At 66.9% G+C, this 19,476-nt stretch carries 19 protein-coding genes; 9 read left to right on the plus strand and 10 right to left on the minus strand.

What is annotated here, in order from left to right; translation table 11 throughout:
• Positions 1–24: 24 nt before the first annotated feature.
• Together QZ670_RS11830 and QZ670_RS11835 are read right to left on the minus strand one after the other, a co-directional pair.
• The gene (locus QZ670_RS11830; RefSeq protein WP_294255462.1) at positions 25–1,275 is read right to left on the minus strand and encodes an efflux RND transporter periplasmic adaptor subunit; all 1,251 of its coding nucleotides are present in this window, start codon (positions 1,273–1,275) and stop codon (positions 25–27) included.
• Complete coding sequence (locus QZ670_RS11835; protein WP_294255465.1) at positions 1,253–1,666, minus strand: hypothetical protein; 414 nt, start codon at positions 1,664–1,666, stop codon at positions 1,253–1,255. The genes QZ670_RS11830 and QZ670_RS11835 overlap by 23 nt, the downstream gene beginning before the upstream one ends.
• A gap of 497 nt (positions 1,667–2,163) precedes the next feature.
• Between QZ670_RS11835 and QZ670_RS11840 the strand changes: the two genes are divergently transcribed.
• Positions 2,164–2,631, plus strand: a complete 468-nt coding sequence (locus QZ670_RS11840) for a hypothetical protein (protein WP_294255467.1) — start codon at positions 2,164–2,166, stop codon at positions 2,629–2,631.
• 29 nt (positions 2,632–2,660) lie between these two features.
• Here QZ670_RS11840 and QZ670_RS11845 read toward each other — a convergent pair whose 3' ends face one another.
• From QZ670_RS11845 to QZ670_RS11860, 4 genes are all read right to left on the minus strand, one after another.
• Positions 2,661–3,272, minus strand: a complete 612-nt coding sequence (locus QZ670_RS11845; protein WP_294255470.1) for a TetR/AcrR family transcriptional regulator — start codon at positions 3,270–3,272, stop codon at positions 2,661–2,663.
• A 108-nt stretch (positions 3,273–3,380) separates the two neighbouring features.
• A complete protein-coding gene (locus QZ670_RS11850) occupies positions 3,381–3,587 on the minus strand; it encodes a hypothetical protein (protein WP_294255472.1) in 207 nt (68 codons plus the stop codon).
• Between the two features lie 132 nt (positions 3,588–3,719).
• Positions 3,720–6,689 (minus strand): TonB-dependent receptor, encoded by a 2,970-nt coding sequence (locus QZ670_RS11855; protein ID WP_294255477.1) that lies wholly within the window; start codon positions 6,687–6,689, stop codon positions 3,720–3,722.
• A 125-nt stretch (positions 6,690–6,814) separates the two neighbouring features.
• Positions 6,815–9,835: a glycosyl hydrolase family 28-related protein gene (locus tag QZ670_RS11860; protein WP_294255479.1), complete on the minus strand. Its 3,021-nt coding sequence runs from the start codon at positions 9,833–9,835 to the stop codon at positions 6,815–6,817.
• 138 nt (positions 9,836–9,973) lie between these two features.
• Here QZ670_RS11860 and QZ670_RS11865 point away from each other — a divergent pair, with 138 nt between their 5' ends.
• On the plus strand, positions 9,974–10,519 hold the full coding sequence (locus QZ670_RS11865; RefSeq protein ID WP_294255482.1) for a gluconokinase: 546 nt from the start codon (positions 9,974–9,976) through the stop codon (positions 10,517–10,519).
• Here QZ670_RS11865 and QZ670_RS11870 read toward each other — a convergent pair.
• Positions 10,509–11,186: an FCD domain-containing protein gene (locus QZ670_RS11870; protein WP_294255484.1), complete on the minus strand. Its 678-nt coding sequence runs from the start codon at positions 11,184–11,186 to the stop codon at positions 10,509–10,511. The genes QZ670_RS11865 and QZ670_RS11870 overlap by 11 nt on opposite strands.
• Before the next feature lie 289 nt (positions 11,187–11,475).
• On the opposite strand from QZ670_RS11870, the gene QZ670_RS11875 reads away from it, so the two are divergent.
• Positions 11,476–11,679, plus strand: coding sequence for a response regulator transcription factor (locus QZ670_RS11875; protein WP_294255487.1), 204 nt, complete (start codon positions 11,476–11,478; stop codon positions 11,677–11,679).
• A 15-nt stretch (positions 11,680–11,694) separates the two neighbouring features.
• Here the strand turns inward: QZ670_RS11875 and QZ670_RS11880 are convergent, their stop codons facing one another.
• Both QZ670_RS11880 and QZ670_RS11885 read right to left on the minus strand, forming a co-directional pair.
• Positions 11,695–12,027 carry a type II toxin-antitoxin system RelE/ParE family toxin gene (locus tag QZ670_RS11880; protein ID WP_294255491.1) on the minus strand — a complete coding sequence of 111 codons (333 nt, stop codon included), beginning with the start codon at positions 12,025–12,027 and terminating at the stop codon, positions 11,695–11,697.
• Entirely contained in the window at positions 12,024–12,305 is a 282-nt protein-coding gene (locus tag QZ670_RS11885; RefSeq protein WP_294255493.1) for a type II toxin-antitoxin system Phd/YefM family antitoxin, read from the minus strand. Before QZ670_RS11885 ends, QZ670_RS11880 begins: the two co-directional genes overlap by 4 nt.
• A 182-nt stretch (positions 12,306–12,487) precedes the next feature.
• Here QZ670_RS11885 and QZ670_RS11890 point away from each other — a divergent pair, with 182 nt between their 5' ends.
• The 6 genes from QZ670_RS11890 (at position 12,488) to QZ670_RS11915 (ending at position 19,094) form a co-directional block, all read left to right on the plus strand.
• Positions 12,488–13,687 carry an AAA family ATPase gene (locus QZ670_RS11890; RefSeq protein ID WP_294255496.1) on the plus strand — a complete coding sequence of 400 codons (1,200 nt, stop codon included), beginning with the start codon at positions 12,488–12,490 and terminating at the stop codon, positions 13,685–13,687.
• 34 nt (positions 13,688–13,721) lie between these two features.
• Positions 13,722–14,804 (plus strand): ParB/RepB/Spo0J family partition protein, encoded by a 1,083-nt coding sequence (locus QZ670_RS11895; protein ID WP_294255499.1) that lies wholly within the window; start codon positions 13,722–13,724, stop codon positions 14,802–14,804.
• 166 nt (positions 14,805–14,970) lie between these two features.
• Positions 14,971–16,158 (plus strand): replication initiator protein A, encoded by a 1,188-nt coding sequence (locus QZ670_RS11900; protein ID WP_294255502.1) that lies wholly within the window; start codon positions 14,971–14,973, stop codon positions 16,156–16,158.
• 543 nt (positions 16,159–16,701) lie between these two features.
• On the plus strand, positions 16,702–16,935 hold the full coding sequence (locus tag QZ670_RS11905; RefSeq protein WP_294255505.1) for a hypothetical protein: 234 nt from the start codon (positions 16,702–16,704) through the stop codon (positions 16,933–16,935).
• Positions 16,936–17,109: 174 nt separating this feature from the next.
• On the plus strand, positions 17,110–18,330 hold the full coding sequence (locus QZ670_RS11910) for a M20/M25/M40 family metallo-hydrolase (protein WP_365894643.1): 1,221 nt from the start codon (positions 17,110–17,112) through the stop codon (positions 18,328–18,330).
• Positions 18,327–19,094 carry a ThuA domain-containing protein gene (locus tag QZ670_RS11915; protein WP_294255506.1) on the plus strand — a complete coding sequence of 256 codons (768 nt, stop codon included), beginning with the start codon at positions 18,327–18,329 and terminating at the stop codon, positions 19,092–19,094. The genes QZ670_RS11910 and QZ670_RS11915 overlap by 4 nt, the downstream gene beginning before the upstream one ends.
• 6 nt (positions 19,095–19,100) lie before the next feature.
• Here QZ670_RS11915 and QZ670_RS11920 read toward each other — a convergent pair whose 3' ends face one another.
• Positions 19,101–19,427 (minus strand): hypothetical protein, encoded by a 327-nt coding sequence (locus QZ670_RS11920; RefSeq protein ID WP_294255509.1) that lies wholly within the window; start codon positions 19,425–19,427, stop codon positions 19,101–19,103.
• Positions 19,428–19,476: the final 49 nt, after the last annotated feature.

A 19,476-nucleotide genomic window follows, 5' to 3' on the forward strand; every position in this document is an offset into this window, starting at 1 on the left:
GGGGTGCGCCCGGCGGCAGTTCGGTCAGCGGGCGAAGGTCGCCTGGCCCGTGACCGGAGCGGAAACGATCGGCGCGTCGGTCGCGGCGTTCGGCGTGATGGTGCCGGCCTTGGGCTGCACCTTGCCGCCGGGCTGGGCGAACTGCGTCCCGGCGATCACCACCTTGTCCTGGGGCGCGAGGCCGGAGCGGACGATGCGGAGACCGTCGACCACCGGGCCGAGCACCACCGGCTTCGGCACCACGGTGCCGTCCGCGCCGACGGTGAGCACCAGCTTGCGCGCCTGGTCGGTCTGGATCGCGGCGTCGGGCACCAGCAGCGCCTGCGCCTTGCCGCCCGCGGCGAGCCGCATGTTGCCGAACATGCCAGGCGTCAGGAACATGTCCTTGTTCGCCAGCACCGCGCGACCGCGGATCGTGCCGGACTTGGGATCGAGCCCGTTGTCGGTGAAGTCGATCTGTCCCTTCCAGCGATAGTCGCCTTCGTCCTGCAGCCGGATCTCGACCGGGCTGGCGGACGACCCTGCCGCACGCTTGGCCTTGAGGAACAGGGCCTCCGAGCCGTCGAAGGTGAAGTAGATCGGATCGAGCGCGTTGATCGTGGTGAGGAGCGTACCCCCCTGCCCTTCCCCGGCGGCGACCAGATTGCCGGGATCGACCTTGCGATCGGAGATGCGGCCCGAAATCGGCGCACGCACCTGGGTGAACTCGACGTCGAGCGCACGGGCACGGACCCGGGCCTCCGCCGCGGCGACAGCGGCAGTGGCCGCGCGGACGCGGGCCTGGAGACGTTCGACATCGCTCTTCGACACGGCTTCGACGCTGACCAGCCGCTGGGCGCGGTCGAGGTCCGAACGGGCGAGTGCGAGATCGCTCTGCGCGCTGGCCACGCCTGCCTTGGCCTCGGCGAGCGCGGCGGTGAACGGACGCGGATCGATGGTGAAGAGGAGCTGGCCCTGCTTCACCACCATGCCGTCCTTGAAGTGGATCGCGGTAACGGCGCCCGACACGCGCGGCCGCACCTCGACGGTGCGGCTTGCCTCGAAGCGGCCGACATATTCGTCCCACTCGTTGACTTCGCGGGCGAGCGGCGCGGCGACGGTGACGACGGGTGCGGCCGGCGCAGCCACGGCGGGGGCGTTGCGCCCGCTCAGGCTGAAGCCGGCGGCGACCACGCCCACCGGCACGACGACCAGGGCCGCCTTCTGCCAGGTGCGCAGTCGCTTGGGGCGGCGCTCGGCCACCGCTTCGCCCTCAATGGGCGCGTGCATATTCATGATGGTTCCCCTGATTCATCGCCGCGCGACCACGGCTGATGCTGGTGAGCAGCGTCTCCAGCTGGCCGGGCGTGTAGCCGGCTTCGTGGAAGCGCTGGATTTCGGACTGGGGCACGCGGAAGCCGCGGTGCCAGGAAATGACGGCGATGCGGCGCAGCGCCTCGAGCTTGGGATCGGCCAGCCGCGGATTGCCGCGTTCGCCGCCGAAGATCACGCCCAAGGCGATCGAGAGGCGGCTCGGCGCCTCCAGCGAGGACAGGCGGTCCTTCTGGGCGATCGCGACGACCTGCCATTCGAGCGCGCTCAGCTTGGTTTCCTCGCGCGGCGTGGCGAGGAAGGCGGGCAGCGCGGCGGCGTTGCCGGCCATGTCGGTGAGATCGAGATATGCCATGTCATTCTCCCTCGGTTGCGCCGGCGGCGAGCAAGGCTCCGCCCTCCCGAGAAGCGCCTGCTGCGGATCCGGGTGCCGGGATGGATTCAGTTGGTCGCGAGCCATGGATCGCAGCGATGCCTCGCCGCGTCCTTCTGCCGAAAGGCAGCGCCCGTTACGTCGTTGCTGTGGAAGGTTCGAGCCTAGGGCTCACCCCGTTTCTTGCGTGCAAGCTGGCGCATGTCCGCGTCTCCGTCTGCCCCGCGACCCCGTAGGGGCGGCGGATCACTTTCTATACCAGTCGGTATATAAGTCGCGCTGCGGTGCGTCAACAGGCTTTTTATACCGGCCGGTATTTTTCCTCGCAAGCCTGTTTTGCGGCTGCGAAACGTTTTCTTCTCGCCGCGTGGTGGCCGCCCCCAGCGGCGTGTTTGATAACCACATGGACGATCGCTACACGGCCATTGTCCAGGCGTTCCAAACGTCTGCATTTTCGCCGTGCCTAGGAGACTTGACCGATGCGCCGTGCCGTTCTCGTTGCCGCCTTCCTCCTCGCCGCGTGCGGGTCCAAAGAAAAGTCCACGACGATCGCCGGCACCACCTACAAGACCGACGAAAGCGCCGGCACGTCCTCGATCATCACGGCGAACGGCAGCATCAAGACGACCCAGGGTGCCGCCGCGGCCGCGGTGGTGATGCCCACCTATGCGCCGGTCTATCCGGGCGCGACCGTCGACGGGGTGATGGAAACCGACTCGGGCGGCCGCAAGACCAAGATGGTGACGCTCGCGACCCAGGATCCGGTCGCCAAGGTCGGCGATTTCTACAAGGCCGCGCTTGCCAAGGAGGGCTGGAAGCTGCCCCAGTCCATGCTGATGGCCGACGCGGCGATGATCACCGGCGAGAAGGACGGCAAGCAGGTGTCGGTGATGGTCTCGAAGCAGGAAGACAAAACCGGGATCGTGCTGACCGTCCCCAATGACTGAGTGCAGGCCGCTCTAGCGAACGGCCGGCCTCAGCGCGCCGGCCACATCGACAGGCTGGTCTGGACGAGTCGCTCGAGATCGGCGCAGGTGGCACCCGCGCCGCCCTGCAACGCGATCCCCTGCAGTAGCGCGATCAGATAGGCGGTCAGGCCTTCCGGATCGGCATGGGCGGGGAGATCACCCTCTTCCTTCGCGCGTTCGAACCGCGTGACGATCGCGCGCTTGGCCGCCTCGCCGCGCTTGAGCACTTCCTCGCGGATCGACTCGGCCTCGGCGCCGCATGCCACCGAATTGATCACGCCCATGCAGCCCTTGGGATCGCTGGTGTCCCGCTGTCGCTCCAACGCGCCACGCAGAAGCGCTTCCGCCACGCCGCGCGCGGTCGGGGCTTCCAGCGCCCGGCCGATATAGGATGTCTTCTCGCGCTCGTAGAGGTCCAGCGCCTTGCAGAACAAGGATTCCTTGTTGCCAAACGCCGCATAGAGGCTGGGCCGGGTGATGCCCATCGCCTCGGTCAAGTCGGTCAGAGAGGCACCTTCATAGCCCTTGGTCCAGAAGATGCGGAGCGCCGCCGTCAGCGCCTCGTCGACGTCGAACTCGCGGGGGCGACCCTTGGTTACGGTACAGGCTGCGGTTTTCATAACGAGCGGTATATAACCCCGGCAATGGCGAATTGCCAGTACGCGCATTCCACGTGACAAGGAAGTGACAAGCTGCGGTGGGGGTGACACACCCCCACCGCCGGATGCTCACGGACGGACGCCGCGCACGCCGTTCAGTACCGCCAGCGCGGCGATGCCGAGAAAGGCAGCGCTGGTCCAGGGCCGCGCCTTGGCGAAGCTCTTGGCCTTTTCGGTGATGGGGGCATCGCCCGAGAAATGGGCGCGGATGTCGTCGGTCAGCGCGGTCTTGCTGTTCGACACGGTCTTGGCGGCAGTCTGGGTGGCTTCGGTCATGCTTCGTCTCCGTTGATCGGGGCGCAGCGTTGCGCACCCGCCCTCAACGCCCGCGACCGCCCGGGTTTCCGCACAAAACAAAGGTCCCGGTCTTGCGACCGGGACCAGGAGATCGTCGGGGGGACGAAAGGATCAGAAGTTGAGGCGAACGCCGATGCGGTAGGTGCGGCCGATCGTGTCGTAGAGCGCCGGGTTCACGTCGAGACCGGTGTTGGTCTGCGGCGCCGGCACGGGGTCGACATTGAACAGGTTGTCGACCTTGAAATAGCCCTCCAGCCCACGGGTGACCTTGTACGAGCCGCCGACGTCCACATAGAAGGCGCCGGGCATGAAGTTGCGGCTGATCGTCGGGTTGTTGCCGGTCGAGACCGGGCAGCCGCTCTGGCATTCGACATACTGGTTGCCGAAATTGCCGTCGGAGAACCAGCGCTCCTGCACCAGCAGGCTGAACTTGTCGGTATCGTAGGTCTGGATCGCCAGCCACTTCCAGTCGGGCGTGGCGCCGTTGTTGGCGCCGGCATTGTCCACCGTCGCCACCCCGGCGATGCCGGCGCGGACGAGGAATTCCTGCACATGGGTGCCCAGCGCGCGGACGGTGAAGTTGCCCGGCAGGCCGAGCGGCCGCTGCCAGCGATAGCTCGCCTCGATGTCGAAGCCGCTGGTCTTCCAGCTCGCCAGGTTGAACGGCTGAACGTTGATGAAATTGCCGCCCTGCACCGGGCTGTTGAGCACGAAGCCGCCGCAGAAGGCCTGGTTGCCCTCGAAGCAGAAGCGGACGATCTGGTCCGGCGACAGGGTGGAGACCACTCCGCTCAGCTTGATCGTGTAATAGTCGAACGAGAGGCTCAGGCCCGGCAGCCAGGTTGGGTTGGCCAGCGTGATGCCGACTTCGGTGTTGCGCGCGATTTCGGGCTTGAGATTGGGGTTGCCCACCGTGTTCTGGAACGCCTGAACCGCGACGTTGCGGAACGGATCGTTGAAGTTCGGCAGCGTGGTGACGGTGGGCGCGGCGAACAGCTCCGACAGGTTCGGCGCACGCACGTCGCGCGAGGTGACCGCGCGCAGGCGGATGCCGTCGATCGGGGTCGACCAGGTGCCGCCGATCTTCCACGCCCAGACCGAACCCGAGGTGCTGTAGTGCGTGTAGCGCGCGGCGGCGTTCAGATTGGCCCGGCCGAGGCTCGCGCTGTCGAGCAGCGGCAGGTTGGTTTCCGCCGAGAACTCGTAGACATTGTACTTGCCGCCGCCATTCTTGTAGTTGCCCGCCGCCCAGTTGCTGCCGAGCGTCTGGTTGAGCAGCGGGTCGACCGGGTAGGCGGCGCTGTTGGGGCTGGTGGCGCCCGCGCCGTACGGATCGGCATTCACCCGGTAGAATTCGCGGCGATATTCGCCGCCGATCGCCAGGCTGAGCGGACCGGCCCACAGGTCGAACAGATTGCCCGAGATGTTGGCGCTGACCACGTCCTGGGTCAGCTTGGTGTGCTGGAACGGGCCGTTGGCGGGGGTGACATAGGCCAGCGCCGAGGCCGAGGGCGCGAAGCCGCCGAAGATGTTGATCGGCTGGCAGCCCGCGGCGCGCGCCACCGGATCGGCGCAGACGATCGCGCCGTTGAGCGCGATCGCGTTGGTCGCGGCGACATAGCGGTTCTGCAGCACGATGTCGTGGACGTTGATGTCCGCGATCGTCTCGCCATGCTCGTAATAGGCATCATAGTTCCACTCGCCGCCGGCCGCCGAGAACTTGCCCTTGGCGCCGAGCACGCCGCGATACTGGCGACGATCGGTATAGACCTGCGGATCGGGAAAGGCGCCGTTGCTGGTGCCGAAGTTGAACGAGGTGATCCCGGCCGTCGCGCAGCGATCGCGCACCAGCTGCGGCAGATAGGGGTTGGCGCACTGCACGGTCAGGTTCGGGCGGTTATAGCCCGGGCTCGGCTGGTTGTTGGTCTTGACCTGGCCAATGTTGAGCGTGCCGTAGAATTCGTTGCCCGGCGCGAAATCATAGCCGATCCGCGTATAGCCGACCACGCGCTGCAGCTTCGAGACCAGCGACGCGCCCGAACCCGGCGCACCGCTGAGGTCGCCGCCGACGCAGAAGCTGTTGCCCGGATAGCAGTTGCTCACCCGGCCGTTGCCGAGCGGCTGTCCGCCCGAGCCATACTGGAAATTGTACGGGTTGCCGGCAGCGTCGAAGGCGATGCCCTGGAGCGGTCCGTTGTTGATCAGGCCGTAGCGGGCGTACTGATAGGGCTGGGCGTAGTCGCTGTAGACGAACTGCGGCGATCCGCCGGTGGTGACGCCGGTGTTCAGCAGCGTCGTCGCCTTGTACCAATTGCGGCTGCGGGCGAGGTCGGTGCCGAAGTCGCCGGGGCCGACGCCGCCGTCATGGGCATATTCGCCGCTGACGATCACGTGCAGCCTGTCGCCCGCGAACGAGCCGCCCCAGGCACCCTGCGCCAGGATCTGCTTGTTGTCGCCGTACGTCGTGATGCCGCCCATCACATTGGCCTTGAAGCCGGTGAAGCGGGTGTTGGTGATGAAGTTCACCACGCCACCGACCGCATCCGAGCCATAGGTGGCCGAGGCGCCGCCATTGACCACGTCGACGCGCTGGACGAGCAGCTGCGGGAACAGGCTGATGTCCGGCACGCCGCTGACGTTTGCGGCGGCGACGCGCTGGCCGTCGAGCAGCGTCAGCGTGCGGATCGGCTGCAGGCCGCGTAGCGAGAAGGAGCTGAGGCCCTGGGTGCCGCTCGAGGTGCTGAAGGTGCCGGTCGCCGCACCCGTCGAGCCCTGGAGCGAGGGCAGCTGGGCGATGGTGTTGAACAGGTTGGGCTGCGCATTGGCGGCGATCTGCTCGGCGCCGATCACGGTCGTCGGCGTCGGGGCGGTGAAGCCGCTGGCGACGATGCGCGAGCCGGTGACGACGATCTGGTCGTTCTGCTCCGTCTGGGCAGCGGTGTCCGCCTGCGGCACTTCGGCGGCGGGCGCCGGGTCCGCGGTGGTGGTCTGGGCATGCGCCGCGCTCGCCCATCCCATGGCCGCGAGCGCGATCAGGCTCGCGCCGCCAAGGCGCAGCTGCGACGTGAGAATGGCTTTCATGCGACGAACCCCTCCAATGTTTTCCGGGCGTTATCCGACCCGTGGCAATGATGGTGCGACGCTAGACCTGCCGAGCCCCGCAGGCATCTACGACATAGGTGGTAGATGCCTCCGGCGCGGTCCGTTCAGGGCCGCGTGGCGTAGAGCGCGTGGTGGGTGAGGATGAACAGCGTGCGCTTGTCCGCGCCGCCGAACAGGATCTGGAGCGGCCGCTCGGGCACGTCGATCCGGCCGACCTCCTTGCCGTCCGCGCCGTACACGAACACCTGCCCGTTCGCGACATAGACGCGCCCGTCCGGCGCCACCGCGACGCTCTCGCCGCCGCGATTGGCGAAGGGCTTGAGGTTGGTGAGCGTGCCGGCGGGGCCGACGGTGCCGGCATAGGTGATGTTCTCCGACCCGTTGGTGACGAACAGCCGTTCGCCCTGCTTGCCGCCAACCAGGCCATTGGCGTTGAGCGCGTGCGACCAGCGCCAGCCGACATGGTCGATCGGCCCCTGCTGCCATACCCGGAAGGCGGGCAGCGCGACGCTGCCGTCGGGCGAGACATAGGCCTGGGTCTTGGGCTCCATCGCCTCCTTGGCGAACAGCTCGGCCATGGTGGTGAACTGGTAGGTCTGCTGGTCGAGCTGGTCGCGGAATTCGCCGTTGGCCCACCAGTTGACCGGCAGCAGCGTCTTCGCGCCCGCCCCTGCCCCGATCGGCGTCGGCTCGATGCGGGTCAGCTGGTCGCGCGGGCCATCCGGATCGATCGAATAGACCGCGCCCTTGGGCCCCAGCGACGACAGCACCAGCAGGTGGCCCGACGCGTCGACCGCGAGGTTGACCGGATCGAGCGCGTGGTCGCGGATGATCTCCAGGCCCTTGGCTTCGGTCCAGCGCTGGATCCGCTGGAAGCGGCGGTCGATGAAGTAGAGCCGGCCCTGCGCATCCACGGTCGCGCCGGAGATCGAATAGAAGCCGTCCTCCAGCTTCTCGAGCTTGGCCGGGGCGGCCTTCTCCGCGACCTGCCGCGCCACCGCGCCGATGTCGAGCCGCGCGAACTCGCGCTCGCGGACGAGGCGCTTGCCGGTCACGTCCTCGATCGCATTGTCGAACGGATATTTGCTGACGCGCAGGAAGGTGCCGCAGCCCTCGTCGTCGCATGCCGCAAAGCCGCTCTCGGCGTTCACATGAACGTTGCGGAAGCGGATGTCCGAGGAATTGAACAATTTCACCGCGCTCTTCGCCGGGTGGTAGCTGCGGGTGACGCGATAGCCATGATAGTTGGCGAACAGCAGGTTGCGCGAGTTGCGGATCTCGAGCGACACCGCGTCGGGGCCGTCGCCGACTTCCTGCTCGGTCTGGGGCGCGAGGAACTCCCAATTCGCCACATTGTCGAGCACGAACTCGTTGCGGACATGGTGCTCGACCGACATCTCGTAGACATGGCCCGGCGTGCTGGTGTTGGTGACGTAGAAGCCGGCCTGGGCGAAGGTGTTGGGGCTCCACACATCGGTGAAGGTGCCGCCGCCATTGTCGGTCACCCAGATGCTCGGATATTGCGCGTCCCAGCGGCCTTCGGCCACCGGATCGCCGGTGCGGCCCTGCAGGCTGCCGAGCGGCTTGCCATCGGCGGTGGGGGTACCGCCGCCGCCCATGATCTTGACGTCCTGCATCAGGCTGTTCGCCCCCGAGCGCCACAGCACTGCCGAGGCGCGCGGGTTCACCCGGCCGGTGAACAGGCCGAGGCCGGAGAGGATGTTGTCGCCCCCCTGCGGGGTCTCGAGGATCGGAATGACGGTGCCAAGCCCGCGATGGGCCGGGTTGTCGTCGGGGATGTAGAGCTGGGTGGTCGCCGGATGGAGCCCGATCAGCACGGTGTCGGGACGGAGCTTCAACCGGTCGGTCACCTTGTAGAAGCCGATGGGCAGATAGAGCACGCGGTTGCCGTCGATCGCCTTTTGCAGCGCGGCGGTGTCGTCGGTCGTGCCGTCGCCCTTCACGCCCAGCTTGCGGACGTTTACCCACTCGCGCATCGGCGGCAGATCGCGGACCGCGGCCGCGCGCGGCGCCGGCATCGAGGGCAGCGACTGCACCTCCGCCTGCAGGTCATATTCGCCCATTTCGCCGAGCTTCGGCACCTTGAGACCATAGGAGAAGGCGCCGACGCGGTACGCCCTGCCCTTCCCCGCCACGGTCTTGCCGCTCTCGCGGAAGCGGGCGAACACTGGGCTGTCGACCGCCACCGCATTGTCGAAACCGATCTGGGTGAACACGTTGTTCTCGTTCGAGATGATCACCCCGGCCTTGGAGACGCGCTCGAACCGCACGTCCTTGCCGTAGAGCGAGTCCGAATAGCCGCGGTCGATCTCGATCCCCACCGGCGTGTCGCGGATCGCGACGTTGACCAGCGTCAGGTCCACCTCATGCTCGCGGATCGCCGCCTCGCGCTGGCCGTCGAAGGTCGAATCGATCAGCGTGAACTGCCAGGCGGGCGAGGTCTTCTCGGTGACGATGCCGTAGCGCCCGCCCTTGAACGCCACCTTCTCGATCACGTTGCCGGCCTGGTACACGCCGGCGAACGCGCTGCCGAGGCGGAACTCCATGTGGCTGAGAAAGGCATGCTGCGCCATGCGGAAGCGCACGCCCGCCGCCGCCGGATTGCCCTCAGCAATCTCGATGTCGACATTGCTCATCGACGAATAGAAGGTGCCCGAATTGGCGTCGCGGACGATTCTATCGCGCGGCACGACATTGGGGACCGGCACCGGCACCTTGCCGACCGCATACTGGTCGTCGCCGCCGAACACGATCATCGTCGAGACGCCCTGCTGGAAGCCGGGCGTGCTGGCGCCGAGCAGGATCGTCGGCCGCGTCGGCCCGACGCCGTAGACACGCACGCCTGCCGGCACGACCAGCGTGCGGCTGATCCGGTAGCGACCGGAGGGGAGGAAGACGATGCCGTGCCGCGTGGCGTCGCGCGCATCGTCGAGCGCCTTCTGGATCGCCGCCGTATCATCGGCCTTGCCGTCGCCGCGCGCCTTCACCGTGACGGCCCTCGGCTCGTCCGGCGCTGTGGGGAACACCGAGGCATGTTGCGCCACCGCCGGCGCGGTGAGCGAGGTCGCAACGAGCAGACCGGCCAGGAAGCAGCGCATATCCATCCCCATTCTCAGCTTAGTTCTTGATTGCACGGGCTAACCCGTTGAAGGGCTAGCGGCACCTGCGACCAAGGTCGTAGTTTTCAGCATCGCTGCAGCCTTTCACAAGCGAGGCTGCACCCTCTTGCCGGAGCCTTGCCCATGTCTGACCTGCCTGCCCGATCGCCTGCCGCTGCAGCCGTGATCGTGATGGGGGTGAGCGGCTCGGGCAAGTCGACGCTGGGCGCGCTGCTCGCCGAGGCGCTGGGCTGCGTGTTTCTGGAGGGCGACGCCTTCCACTCGGCCGAAGCGGTGGTGAAGATGCGCGACGGCACCCCGCTCACCGATGCCGATCGCTGGCCCTGGCTCGATCGCATCGGGTCGGCGGTGGCGGCGTCGATCGACACCTGCGGGGTGTCGGTCGCCGCCTGCTCGGCGCTGCGGCGGGTCTATCGCGACCGGCTGCGGCGCGAGATCCCCGGCCCGGTGCAGTTCGTGCTGCTGGAGGCCGATCGCGCGCAGCTTCTCAAGCGCATGTCGTCGCGCCCGGGGCATTTCATGCCGACCAGCCTGCTCGACAGCCAGCTGGAAACGCTGGAGCGCCCGCAGCCCGACGAAGGCGTGCTGATCCTGCCCGCGACCCTGCCGCCGGCCACGCTGTGCGACCGCGTTCTCGCCTATCTGGAGCAGCCCGCGCTCAGGGCATGAGCCGGCGCCGCCCCTCCCCCAGATGCCAGCGCATCGCCAGCGCGGCGCGCTCGGGATCTTGGGCGCGGATCGACTCGACGATCACCTCATGCTCGTGGAGCATCACGGCAATCACGTCCACCGAGCGCGACCGCGAAATGTCGACGCCCGCCTGCATCACTTTCTCGACATCGGGCCACAGCGCGTCGAACGCCTGCTGGAAGGCGAGATTGCCGGTGGCATCCGCGATCGCGCGGTGGAGTTCGCGGTCCTCGACATGGGCCGGTGCGCTGGACAGCAGCGCCGCACGCAGGTCCGCGAGCGCGGCTTCCAGCACCGCCATCTGCTCGGCGGTGCGGCGGACGGCGGCGAGCCGCGCGGCTTCGGTCTCCAGAACGAAGCGCACCTCGTAGCTACCCAGCGTGGCGGGAAGCTCGGCGAGCGGCATGAACGCGGCGAGGCGCTCCGAAGGGCGCCCCTTCACGAACGAGCCGGCGCCGCGCCGCACCTCGGTGATCCCGTCCGAGCCAAGCCGCACCAGCGCCTCGCGGACGATCGCGCGCGAGACGCCGCACATCTCGGCCAGCCGCGCTTCCGAGGGCAGCCGCGCGCCGACCTCGAGATCCTCCGCCTTGATGAGTTCGACGATCGCCGCATAGGCGTGATCGGATAGCCGCGGCTGGTTCACCGCCCCGTACTCCGGGCCCCTGCAACCGCCATGCCCCTCCCCTTGCCTGCCAAATGTCGGCGGTAACTTATCGGACAGGTTCTATGCGAAACCGGCCAGAATTGCCAGGCGAAACGATCGGGCGTGAGGGTCCACGCAAATTTGCACTTGAACCTGTCATACAAGTTCGCCTACGTTAACGTTAACGAATCTGGAGGCACAGCCTCGGAAAACGGATCGGTCTGGGAGGATGGGCATGCAAGCCGCGACTCAAGCACAGCAGGTTGAACGCACCGGCCTCGAATCATCGATGCAGCCCCGCCTCACGCCTACGCAGATGCAGGTGCTGCGCTGCGTCCATTCAGGGCTGCTCAACAAGCAGATTGCCTATGAACTCGGCATGGCCGAGGCGACCGTGAAGGTCCACATGACCGCGGTGATGCGCAAGCTCAACGTCCGCAACCGGACCCAGGCCGCGATCGTCGCGGGCCAGTTCGGCTGGTCGCACGGCTGAGCGGCTGCGCGGCGCTCAAGCCGTGAGCAGGCGGCGCTCCAGCAGCGCCTGGAAATCGCGGCGGCCGTCGGCGATGAGGAACACAAACACATGATCGACGATCACGCGGTAGATCAGTCGATAGGGCGGCGCCACCAGCTGGCGAAACTCGCGGATACCAAGCGCGTCGAGCTCGCGCGGCACGCTGCCGCGATCGGGATAGGTCTCCAGGCTGTCGACCTTGCTCAGCATCGCCTCCAGAAAGGCGTCGGCCTGTTCCGGCGAGCGATGGTCGTGGATCCAGCCATGGATTTCGGCGAGGTCGGTTTCCGCACCGGCGGTGAGATAGACCGTGTAGCGACCGCTCATGCTGCGGTGTCGGGGCGGCCCCTGCGCAAACGGGCGATGGCGTCGCGCGCGGGCGTCACGCGCCCGGCTTCCACATCGCGCGTTCCCAGCGCCATCAGCTTGAGCAACGCCAGCGTTTCCTGCGTCGCCTGATAGCTGGCCACGTCCTGCAGCACGGCACGCGCCTCGCCATTCTGCGTGATCACCAGCGGCGCGCCGCCCGCGGCGAGTCCGCGCAGCACATCCGCAGCATTGGCCTTCAAATAGCTCACAGGCTTGACCTGTTCGGTGTAGCGCATTTCGGTCTCCGACCCTTATCGTATGATTTCAGACCATTATCGGTCCGAATATAGTCTTCATACCCTACGATAACAATTGCTGCGCTCGAAGGTTGCGCCGTTTCGGTACTAACCTTGTCGGTTTGAACGAAATATGAGATATCTCTCATAACTCTCATTCAACCGCGCAGGCCGAGGCACGAATGCATTCAGACATTGAGCGGATCACGGAGCTCGCCGACGCTGGCGAGCGGATGATCGAAAGACTGCGCCGCAAGGCCTTCTTACCCGAAAGCCGCAAGGGACTCCACGTCCGCTTTGGGATCGCCGAGGCAGCACAACTGCTGGGCTGCTCGACCAACCGCATCCGCATGGCCGAAGACGACGGCCGCCTCCCCCCGCCCCCGCCGAGCGAGAACGGCCGGCGGCCGGGCTATACGGTAGAGGAACTGCTCAACATGCGGCAGGTGCTCGGCGCCTCCCCTGCCCGTGCGCCGCTCGACGTGCCCGCCATCATCGCGGTGCAGAACTTCAAGGGCGGCGTCGGCAAGTCGACCGTCACCACCCATCTCGCTCATTATTTCGCGGTGCAGGGCTACCGCGTGCTTGTGGTCGATTGCGACAGCCAGGCGACGACCACCACGCTGTTCGGCTTCAACCCGCATTTCAACATCACCCGCGAAGAGACGCTCTACCCCTATCTCTCGATCGACCCGACCCAGGCCGACCTGCTCTATGCGGTCAAGAAGACGCCCTGGCCGAATGTCGACCTGATCCCGTCGAACCTCGAGCTTTTCGACGTCGAATATGAACTGGCCGCGGCGGGCGCCGATGGCGGCTCGATCCTCGCGACGCGCTTCCGCAAGCTCAAGGCCGGGCTCAACGATCTCGCGCGGGACTATGACGTGGTGATCCTCGATCCCCCGCCCGCGCTCGGCACGATCAGCCTTGCGGTGATGCAGGCAGCCAATGCGCTGCTGGTGCCGCTGGCGGCGACTACCCCGGACTTCTGCTCCACCGTCCAGTTCCTGTCGATGATGGACCAGGTGCTCCACCAGCTGACCGAGGCGGGCATCGACGTGCAGTATGATTTCGTGCGGCTGATCTGCTCGAAGTTCGACGGCAACGATCCCAGCCACGCGATGGTCCGCCAGATCATGGAGCAGGCGTTCGGGCCGGCGCTGCTACCGGTGCCGATCCTGGAGTCCGCCGAGATCAGCCACGCGGCGATGCGAATGATGACGATCTATGAGCTGGATCGCCCGATCGGCACCGCCCGCACCCACAAGCGCTGCAAGGCCAATCTCGACGAGGCGCTGGGCCAGGTCGAGGCGCTGGTCCGCCGCAACTGGGGCCGCGTCGCGCCGGCCAGCGAAGAGGATGTCGTCAATGAAGCGGCCTGAGCGGACCGCCGCAACCGGGCAGAAGGGCTGAACCGTGGCACGTACCCAGAAAGACTATCTCGCCGATCTGCTCGCCGAGGAAGCCGCGGCGGAAGCGGCGGCGCCTGCGCCCGCCGCACCGGCCCCCCTTCCCTCCCCCGCGGCTGAGCCCGAGCTGCCGCCCCGCCTCGCCCGCACGCGCGGCACGACGCTGCTCGGCCGCGAGTCCGCGCTCGCGCGGGTAGCATCGGGCGAGGTACGCCAGGTCACCCAGCTGCTGCTCGATCCCGCGCGGGTGCGGATCTGGCCGGGCAACGCGCGCGTCTATGCCGATCTCAATGAAGAGAATGTCCGCGAGCTGATTGACTCGATCGTCGCGGAGAACGGCCAGAAGGTCCCCGCCGTGGTGCGGCGGATCGAGGGCGATCCGGACCATGACTATGAGGTCATCGCCGGCACCCGTCGCCACTTCGCGATCTCCTGGCTGCGCGCGCACAGCTACCCCGACATGCAGTTCGTGGCGCAGGTCGCCCAGCTGGATGACGAGGCCGCCTTCCGCCTCGCCGACCTCGAAAACCGTGCGCGCAAGGACGTGTCGGATCTCGAGCGCGCCCGCAACTATGCCGAGGCACTCAAGGCCCATTACGGCAATCACCTCACCCGCATGGCCGAGCGGCTGAAGCTGTCCAAGGGCTGGCTGTCGAAGATGATCAAGGTGGCGGGCATCCCCGACGCGGTGATCGCCGCCTTCGCCTCCCCTGCCGACGTGCTGCTCAAGCCCGCCTATCCGCTCGCCCAGGCGCTGGACGACAAGGTTGCGGCCAAGGCGATCCTCGCCGAGGCCAAGGCACTGACCCGCGCGCAGGCCGATCGCCGCGCGAGCGGACATGCACCGATCGCCGCTGCCGATGTGCTTCGCCGGCTGCTCTCCGCACCGTCGGGTCCCAAGGCCGCCGACGAGCTGTACCAATGGGCGATGCCCAGCGGACGCACCGCGCTCAGCGTGCTGTCGGTCAACCGCCAGGGTGTTACCGTGCGGCTCCACGCCGGATCAGGCGCCAGCCGCGATCATCTCGTCAACGCCTTCCGCGATGCGCTCGACCAGCTAGAGCGCGAAGGCCGCGGGTTGCAGCGATGAGCGCGTTTCCCCGGGGAAACGACGGTGCCGAAACCGGCAGCCGTTTCCCCGGGGAAACACCGCCGCCGCCCTCCACAGCGCACCGCCTGATTGACCTCGCGCCCCCGGGATCGCCCTTCGTTTCCCCGGGGAAACGCCCCTCCCCCACCCTGCATCCAGAGGCTTCATGACCCAGGCCGATCGCCAGTCGATCCCCGAACAGTTCGACCTGTTCCTCCCCTATCTCGCCGACATGCCGCTGCGCGATCAGCGCGAGATGATGGAACGCCCCTTCTTCAGCCTGGCCAAGACCAAGCGGGTGAAGCCGATCGATTATCAGAGCCCGGACGGCAAGCTGTGGGTCCATGTCTCGGCCAATCCCGATTACGGCATGGCGACGATCTGGGATGCCGACATCCTGATCTACTGCGCCAGCGTGCTCGCCGACATGGCGCGGCGCGGCCGCAACGACATTCCGCGCAAGCTCCATCTGATGCCCTATGATCTGCTGCGCGCGATCGGCCGCCCGACCACCGGGCGCGCCTATGAACTGCTCGGCCAGTCGCTCGACCGGTTGGTAGCCACCACGATCAAGACCAACATCCGCGCCGAGAACCGCCGCGAGGCGACGTTCAGCTGGCTCGACGGCTGGACCCAGCTGGTCGACGAGCGCACCGAGCGCTCGCGCGGCATGACGATCGAATTGTCGAGCTGGTTCTACGAAGGCGTACTGATGACCGGGGGCGTGCTGTCGATCGACCGCGCCTATTTCGACCTGACCGGCGGGCGCGAGCGCTGGCTCTACAAGGTGGCGCGCAAGCATGCCGGCGGGGCAGGGGAGGCGGGCTTCGCGATCTCGATGCCCACCTTGTTCGAAAAGTCGGGCGCCGAGGGGCAATATCGCCGCTTCAAGTTCGAGATCGCCAAGATCGTCGAGCGCGACGAGCTGCCGGGCTATACGCTGTCGCTGGAGACCCCGCCGGGCAAGCGCGAGCCGAGCCTGCGGATGCGCCGCCGCGGGGAAGACGTACTTCGGTCGCCGCCGACCAGCACATCCGCCGAACCCGCCGCACCGGCTCCGCGCCCGGCGAGACAGTCGAGCGAGGCCGATGCGACGCCGCTCGGTGCCGAAGCGCGCGCACTGCTCCGCCGCACCGTGACCAGCCTGGCGACGCGCGGCACCAGCGGCATGCTGACCGACGCGACGCTGGAGCAGGTTCGGCGCGAATGTCCGGGCTGGGACTATCAGGATCTGCACCGTCAGTTCCGGGACTGGGTGGAGGCCGATCCGGCGCGCACGCCCGCCAACTATCAGAATGCGTTTCTGGGCTTCGCCCGGCAGTGGCACGCCCGCAACAAGCACCAGTTGCGCTGATCGATCGCAGGGAATGGCGCGTCCTCCGTTCCCGAAGTGTCGGGCAACAAGGATGCTCGCAAGAAAACGCATCCGCACGGCGCGCCGATTTGAACCTCTTTATCCACAGGCGGCGTCCAACTGATTCAACCACTCGGTCGAGCCCCATCAATGACGCCGAAAATCAGGCTGATTGCACCGCCTTTCGACCCTTCGGGAACGATCTTCGACCCTTCCGGAACCCTCTATCGACCTTTCGGGAACGGCAGCGTCGACCTTTCGGGAACGGATTCTCGACACAATGGGAACGCCGTCTCGCGGCGAATCGCGGCGTTACCACGATTCGCCCGACAGAACGCCTCGCTTAACTCCATAACGACTCAATAAACCCCTCTAACCCGGCACGAGTTTTCCTCTTTGAAAAGAGAGTGGGAGAAGTGGGGCGAACGCGGTCGACGTCGTCCACCAAAGATGTCGAGGCACACCGGCTCCGGGCAAGCGAGCCGCAACAATAATATACATCAACTGCCAGCAACTTGTTGAAGGCGGGGGCATTATTCACGCATGCCCGCTTATCGCTTTCGCCTGTGCACACCCGATAACCACCCCCACACTGCCGAGCGTCGCGAACTTCCTGACCTTCGGCAGGCGCTGATTGCCGGCCATAGCCTCGCCCGCGCTCTGCTGCGGCACCGCAACGGGCGTACGCCGGTGCGCGGCAGCCTCGATATCGAGGACGATCGCGACCAGCCCGTCGCCCGCATTCTGCTTGCGGATCTCGCCCGACAGCTTTCGTAAATCGCACCAGCCGCCTTGCTCGCTCCTTGCGCGCGTGGTTTGAAGGGCCCTGCACAAAAAGGGGCGCCGGTGACCGATCTGTCTTGCTTCTCCCGTCTGGCCGCAGCGCTGGCATTGGGCACCGCTGCAATCACGCCCGCCGTCGCACAGAATCTTTCGACTGCGGAAACGGCGATGACGCGAACCGTCGATGCTGAATATGACCGCTCGGTCGCGCTGCTCGAAGCGCTGGTCGACCAGAATAGCGGCACGCTCAATCTCGCCGGTGTCAGCAAGATCGGCGAGCGAATGCGCGCCGAGTTGGAGCCACTGGGCTTCACGGTCAGCTGGAAGTCGATGGCCGCCGTCGAGCGCGCCGGTCACCTGATCGCCGTTCATCCTGGCAAGCCCGGGACGAAGCGGCTGCTTCTGATCGGCCATCTCGACACCGTGTTCGAGCCCGACTCTCCTTTCCAGAAGTTCGTCCGCAAGGGCGATCTGGCGGAAGGTCCGGGGGTCGGGGACGACAAGGGCGGCATGGTGGTGATGCTCGCGGCGCTCCGCGCGATGCAGGCTGCCGGGACGCTCAAGGCCGCCAATATCGAGATTGTGCTGACCGGCGACGAAGAGAAGTCCGGAAGCCCGCACAGCATCGCGCGCGCCGATCTGATGGCTGCGGGCAAGCGCGCAGATGTCGCGCTCGATTTCGAAGGACTGGTGATCGACGGCGGGCGCGACATGGGCTCAATCGCGCGGCGCTCGGCGATCGACTGGCGGATCACCGCCACGGGCAAGACCGGGCACAGCTCGCTGATCTTCGGGTCCGAGTTCGGCGACGGGGCGATCAACGAGCTGACGCGTATCCTCGCCGCCTTCCGCAAGGAACTGCCCGAGCCCAACCTTACCTTCAACACCGGGGTAATCGCCGGCGGCGCCCGCGCCACCATCGACGAAAGCGGCAATGCGACCGCAGCGGGCAAGACCAACATCATCCCGGGCACCGCCATCGCTACCGGCGACTTCCGCACACTGAGCCCCGAGCAGACCACGCGAGTGAAGGCCAAGATGGAAGCAATCGTCGCCGCGCATGCACCGGGCACCGATGCCACGATCCGCTTCGGCGAGGGCTATCCGGCAATGGCGCCGACCGCCGGCAACCGCGCGCTGCTTGCGGCGCTGAACGGCGTCAATCGCGACCTGGGGCTGCCGGAGATGCCGGCGCTCGATCCGCTCAAGCGCGGGGCAGGGGACATCTCGTTCGTCGCCGCCGACGTCGACAGCCTGGCGGGGCTCGGTACCTACAGCACTGGCGACCACGCACCGGGCGAAACGGTGGACCTTGCCAGCATCCGCCGCCAGGCCAAGCGTGCCGCGATCCTGATGTCGCGGCTGAGCACGGAGCGGTCCACCCGATGAGCCGCCTGCTGCGCGCCCTGCTGGCGCTCACTGCGCTGCTGTTGCCGGCGATCGGGCGCGCCGAACCGCAGTTCACGCTACTGGTGATCGCGGCACCCAGCAAATATCATTACGAGTATATCCCGGTCGCGCGCGAAAGCCTCGAAAAGCTCGGCCGCCTCCACGCCTTTGCCGTCGACTGGCGCAAGGACGGGACGCCGCTCGACGGCGACCTCACGCGCTATGCCGCGATCCTGCTGCTCAACACCCCGGGCGACGAATTCACGCCTTCCCAGCGACAGGGTTTGGAGCATTACATGCAGCGCGGCGGCAACGCCGTGGTCGTGCACCGTGCCGCGATCATGCCGGCAGCGGTCTGGCCCTGGTACGAGAAGTTGGTCGGGCGCAGCTTCGTCAACCACCCGATGATCCAGACCGCCGTCGTGAACGTCCTCGACAAGGGCTTCCCGGCCGCGTTCGGGCTCCCCGACCATTGGCTGTGGAGCGACGAGTTCTACGTCACGGCCAACCCGTTCGACATTACCATTCATCGCGTGCTCGGCGTCGACGAGGCGAGCTATGATCCCACCCGCATCTGGCCGGGCCAGATCGGGCACCGGATGGGCAAGGACCATCCCGAAGCCTGGTTCCACCGCTACGAGAAGGGGAGGGTGTTCGTCACCCTGCTCGGCCACGAGGCGGAGATGTACCGCGACGACCGCTATCTCCAGCATCTGCTGGGCGGCATCACCTGGGCAGCGACGGGGCTAGGCGAGCAGCGCTGAGGCGGGTCAGTCGACCCGTGCCATGCGCCGCGATGCCAGCACCAGGTTGATCCGGCTCGTCGAGCGGTCCTCGACGCAGCTCTTCAGCTCGCGCCGCGAGGGGACTCCGTCCTCGACACACTGTTCGGCGACTCCGCAGGGGATCGCATCAAGATCGCTATGACCCGAACCACGCAGGATGCGGCAACTGCGAAGCTGCAGACCGTCCTTGTGCTTGTCGGTCTTCAGGTCGACCTTGATCATGCGCAGCTGGCGCGAGACGACGATGATCTCCTCCTCGGCATTGAACGCCGGGGTAGTCTGGAGCATCAGCAGCAGGATGGGCAGAATCATGGCGCCATTCCTCTCCGGTTCTGTTTTCTAGGGGCAGCCTAGGCCACGG

Source organism: uncultured Sphingomonas sp., assembly GCF_913774285.1.
Classification (GTDB): Bacteria; Pseudomonadota; Alphaproteobacteria; order Sphingomonadales; family Sphingomonadaceae; genus Sphingomonas.

Coding starts and splice junctions, on each gene's coding strand:
- QZ670_RS11845 (WP_294255470.1), bottom strand. CDS start 3,272: ATGAAAACCGCAGCCTGTACCGTAACCAAGGGTCGCCCCCGCGAGTTC.
- QZ670_RS11920 (WP_294255509.1), bottom strand. CDS start 19,427: ATGATTCTGCCCATCCTGCTGCTGATGCTCCAGACTACCCCGGCGTTC.
- QZ670_RS11850 (WP_294255472.1), bottom strand. CDS start 3,587: ATGACCGAAGCCACCCAGACTGCCGCCAAGACCGTGTCGAACAGCAAG.
- QZ670_RS11835 (WP_294255465.1), bottom strand. CDS start 1,666: ATGGCATATCTCGATCTCACCGACATGGCCGGCAACGCCGCCGCGCTG.
- QZ670_RS11830 (WP_294255462.1), bottom strand. CDS start 1,275: ATGAATATGCACGCGCCCATTGAGGGCGAAGCGGTGGCCGAGCGCCGC.
- QZ670_RS11900 (WP_294255502.1), top strand. CDS start 14,971: ATGACCCAGGCCGATCGCCAGTCGATCCCCGAACAGTTCGACCTGTTC.
- QZ670_RS11855 (WP_294255477.1), bottom strand. CDS start 6,689: ATGAAAGCCATTCTCACGTCGCAGCTGCGCCTTGGCGGCGCGAGCCTG.
- QZ670_RS11905 (WP_294255505.1), top strand. CDS start 16,702: ATGCCCGCTTATCGCTTTCGCCTGTGCACACCCGATAACCACCCCCAC.
- QZ670_RS11890 (WP_294255496.1), top strand. CDS start 12,488: ATGCATTCAGACATTGAGCGGATCACGGAGCTCGCCGACGCTGGCGAG.
- QZ670_RS11885 (WP_294255493.1), bottom strand. CDS start 12,305: ATGCGCTACACCGAACAGGTCAAGCCTGTGAGCTATTTGAAGGCCAAT.
- QZ670_RS11910 (WP_365894643.1), top strand. CDS start 17,110: ATGACGCGAACCGTCGATGCTGAATATGACCGCTCGGTCGCGCTGCTC.
- QZ670_RS11865 (WP_294255482.1), top strand. CDS start 9,974: ATGTCTGACCTGCCTGCCCGATCGCCTGCCGCTGCAGCCGTGATCGTG.
- QZ670_RS11860 (WP_294255479.1), bottom strand. CDS start 9,835: ATGGATATGCGCTGCTTCCTGGCCGGTCTGCTCGTTGCGACCTCGCTC.
- QZ670_RS11915 (WP_294255506.1), top strand. CDS start 18,327: ATGAGCCGCCTGCTGCGCGCCCTGCTGGCGCTCACTGCGCTGCTGTTG.
- QZ670_RS11840 (WP_294255467.1), top strand. CDS start 2,164: ATGCGCCGTGCCGTTCTCGTTGCCGCCTTCCTCCTCGCCGCGTGCGGG.
- QZ670_RS11875 (WP_294255487.1), top strand. CDS start 11,476: ATGCAGCCCCGCCTCACGCCTACGCAGATGCAGGTGCTGCGCTGCGTC.
- QZ670_RS11880 (WP_294255491.1), bottom strand. CDS start 12,027: ATGAGCGGTCGCTACACGGTCTATCTCACCGCCGGTGCGGAAACCGAC.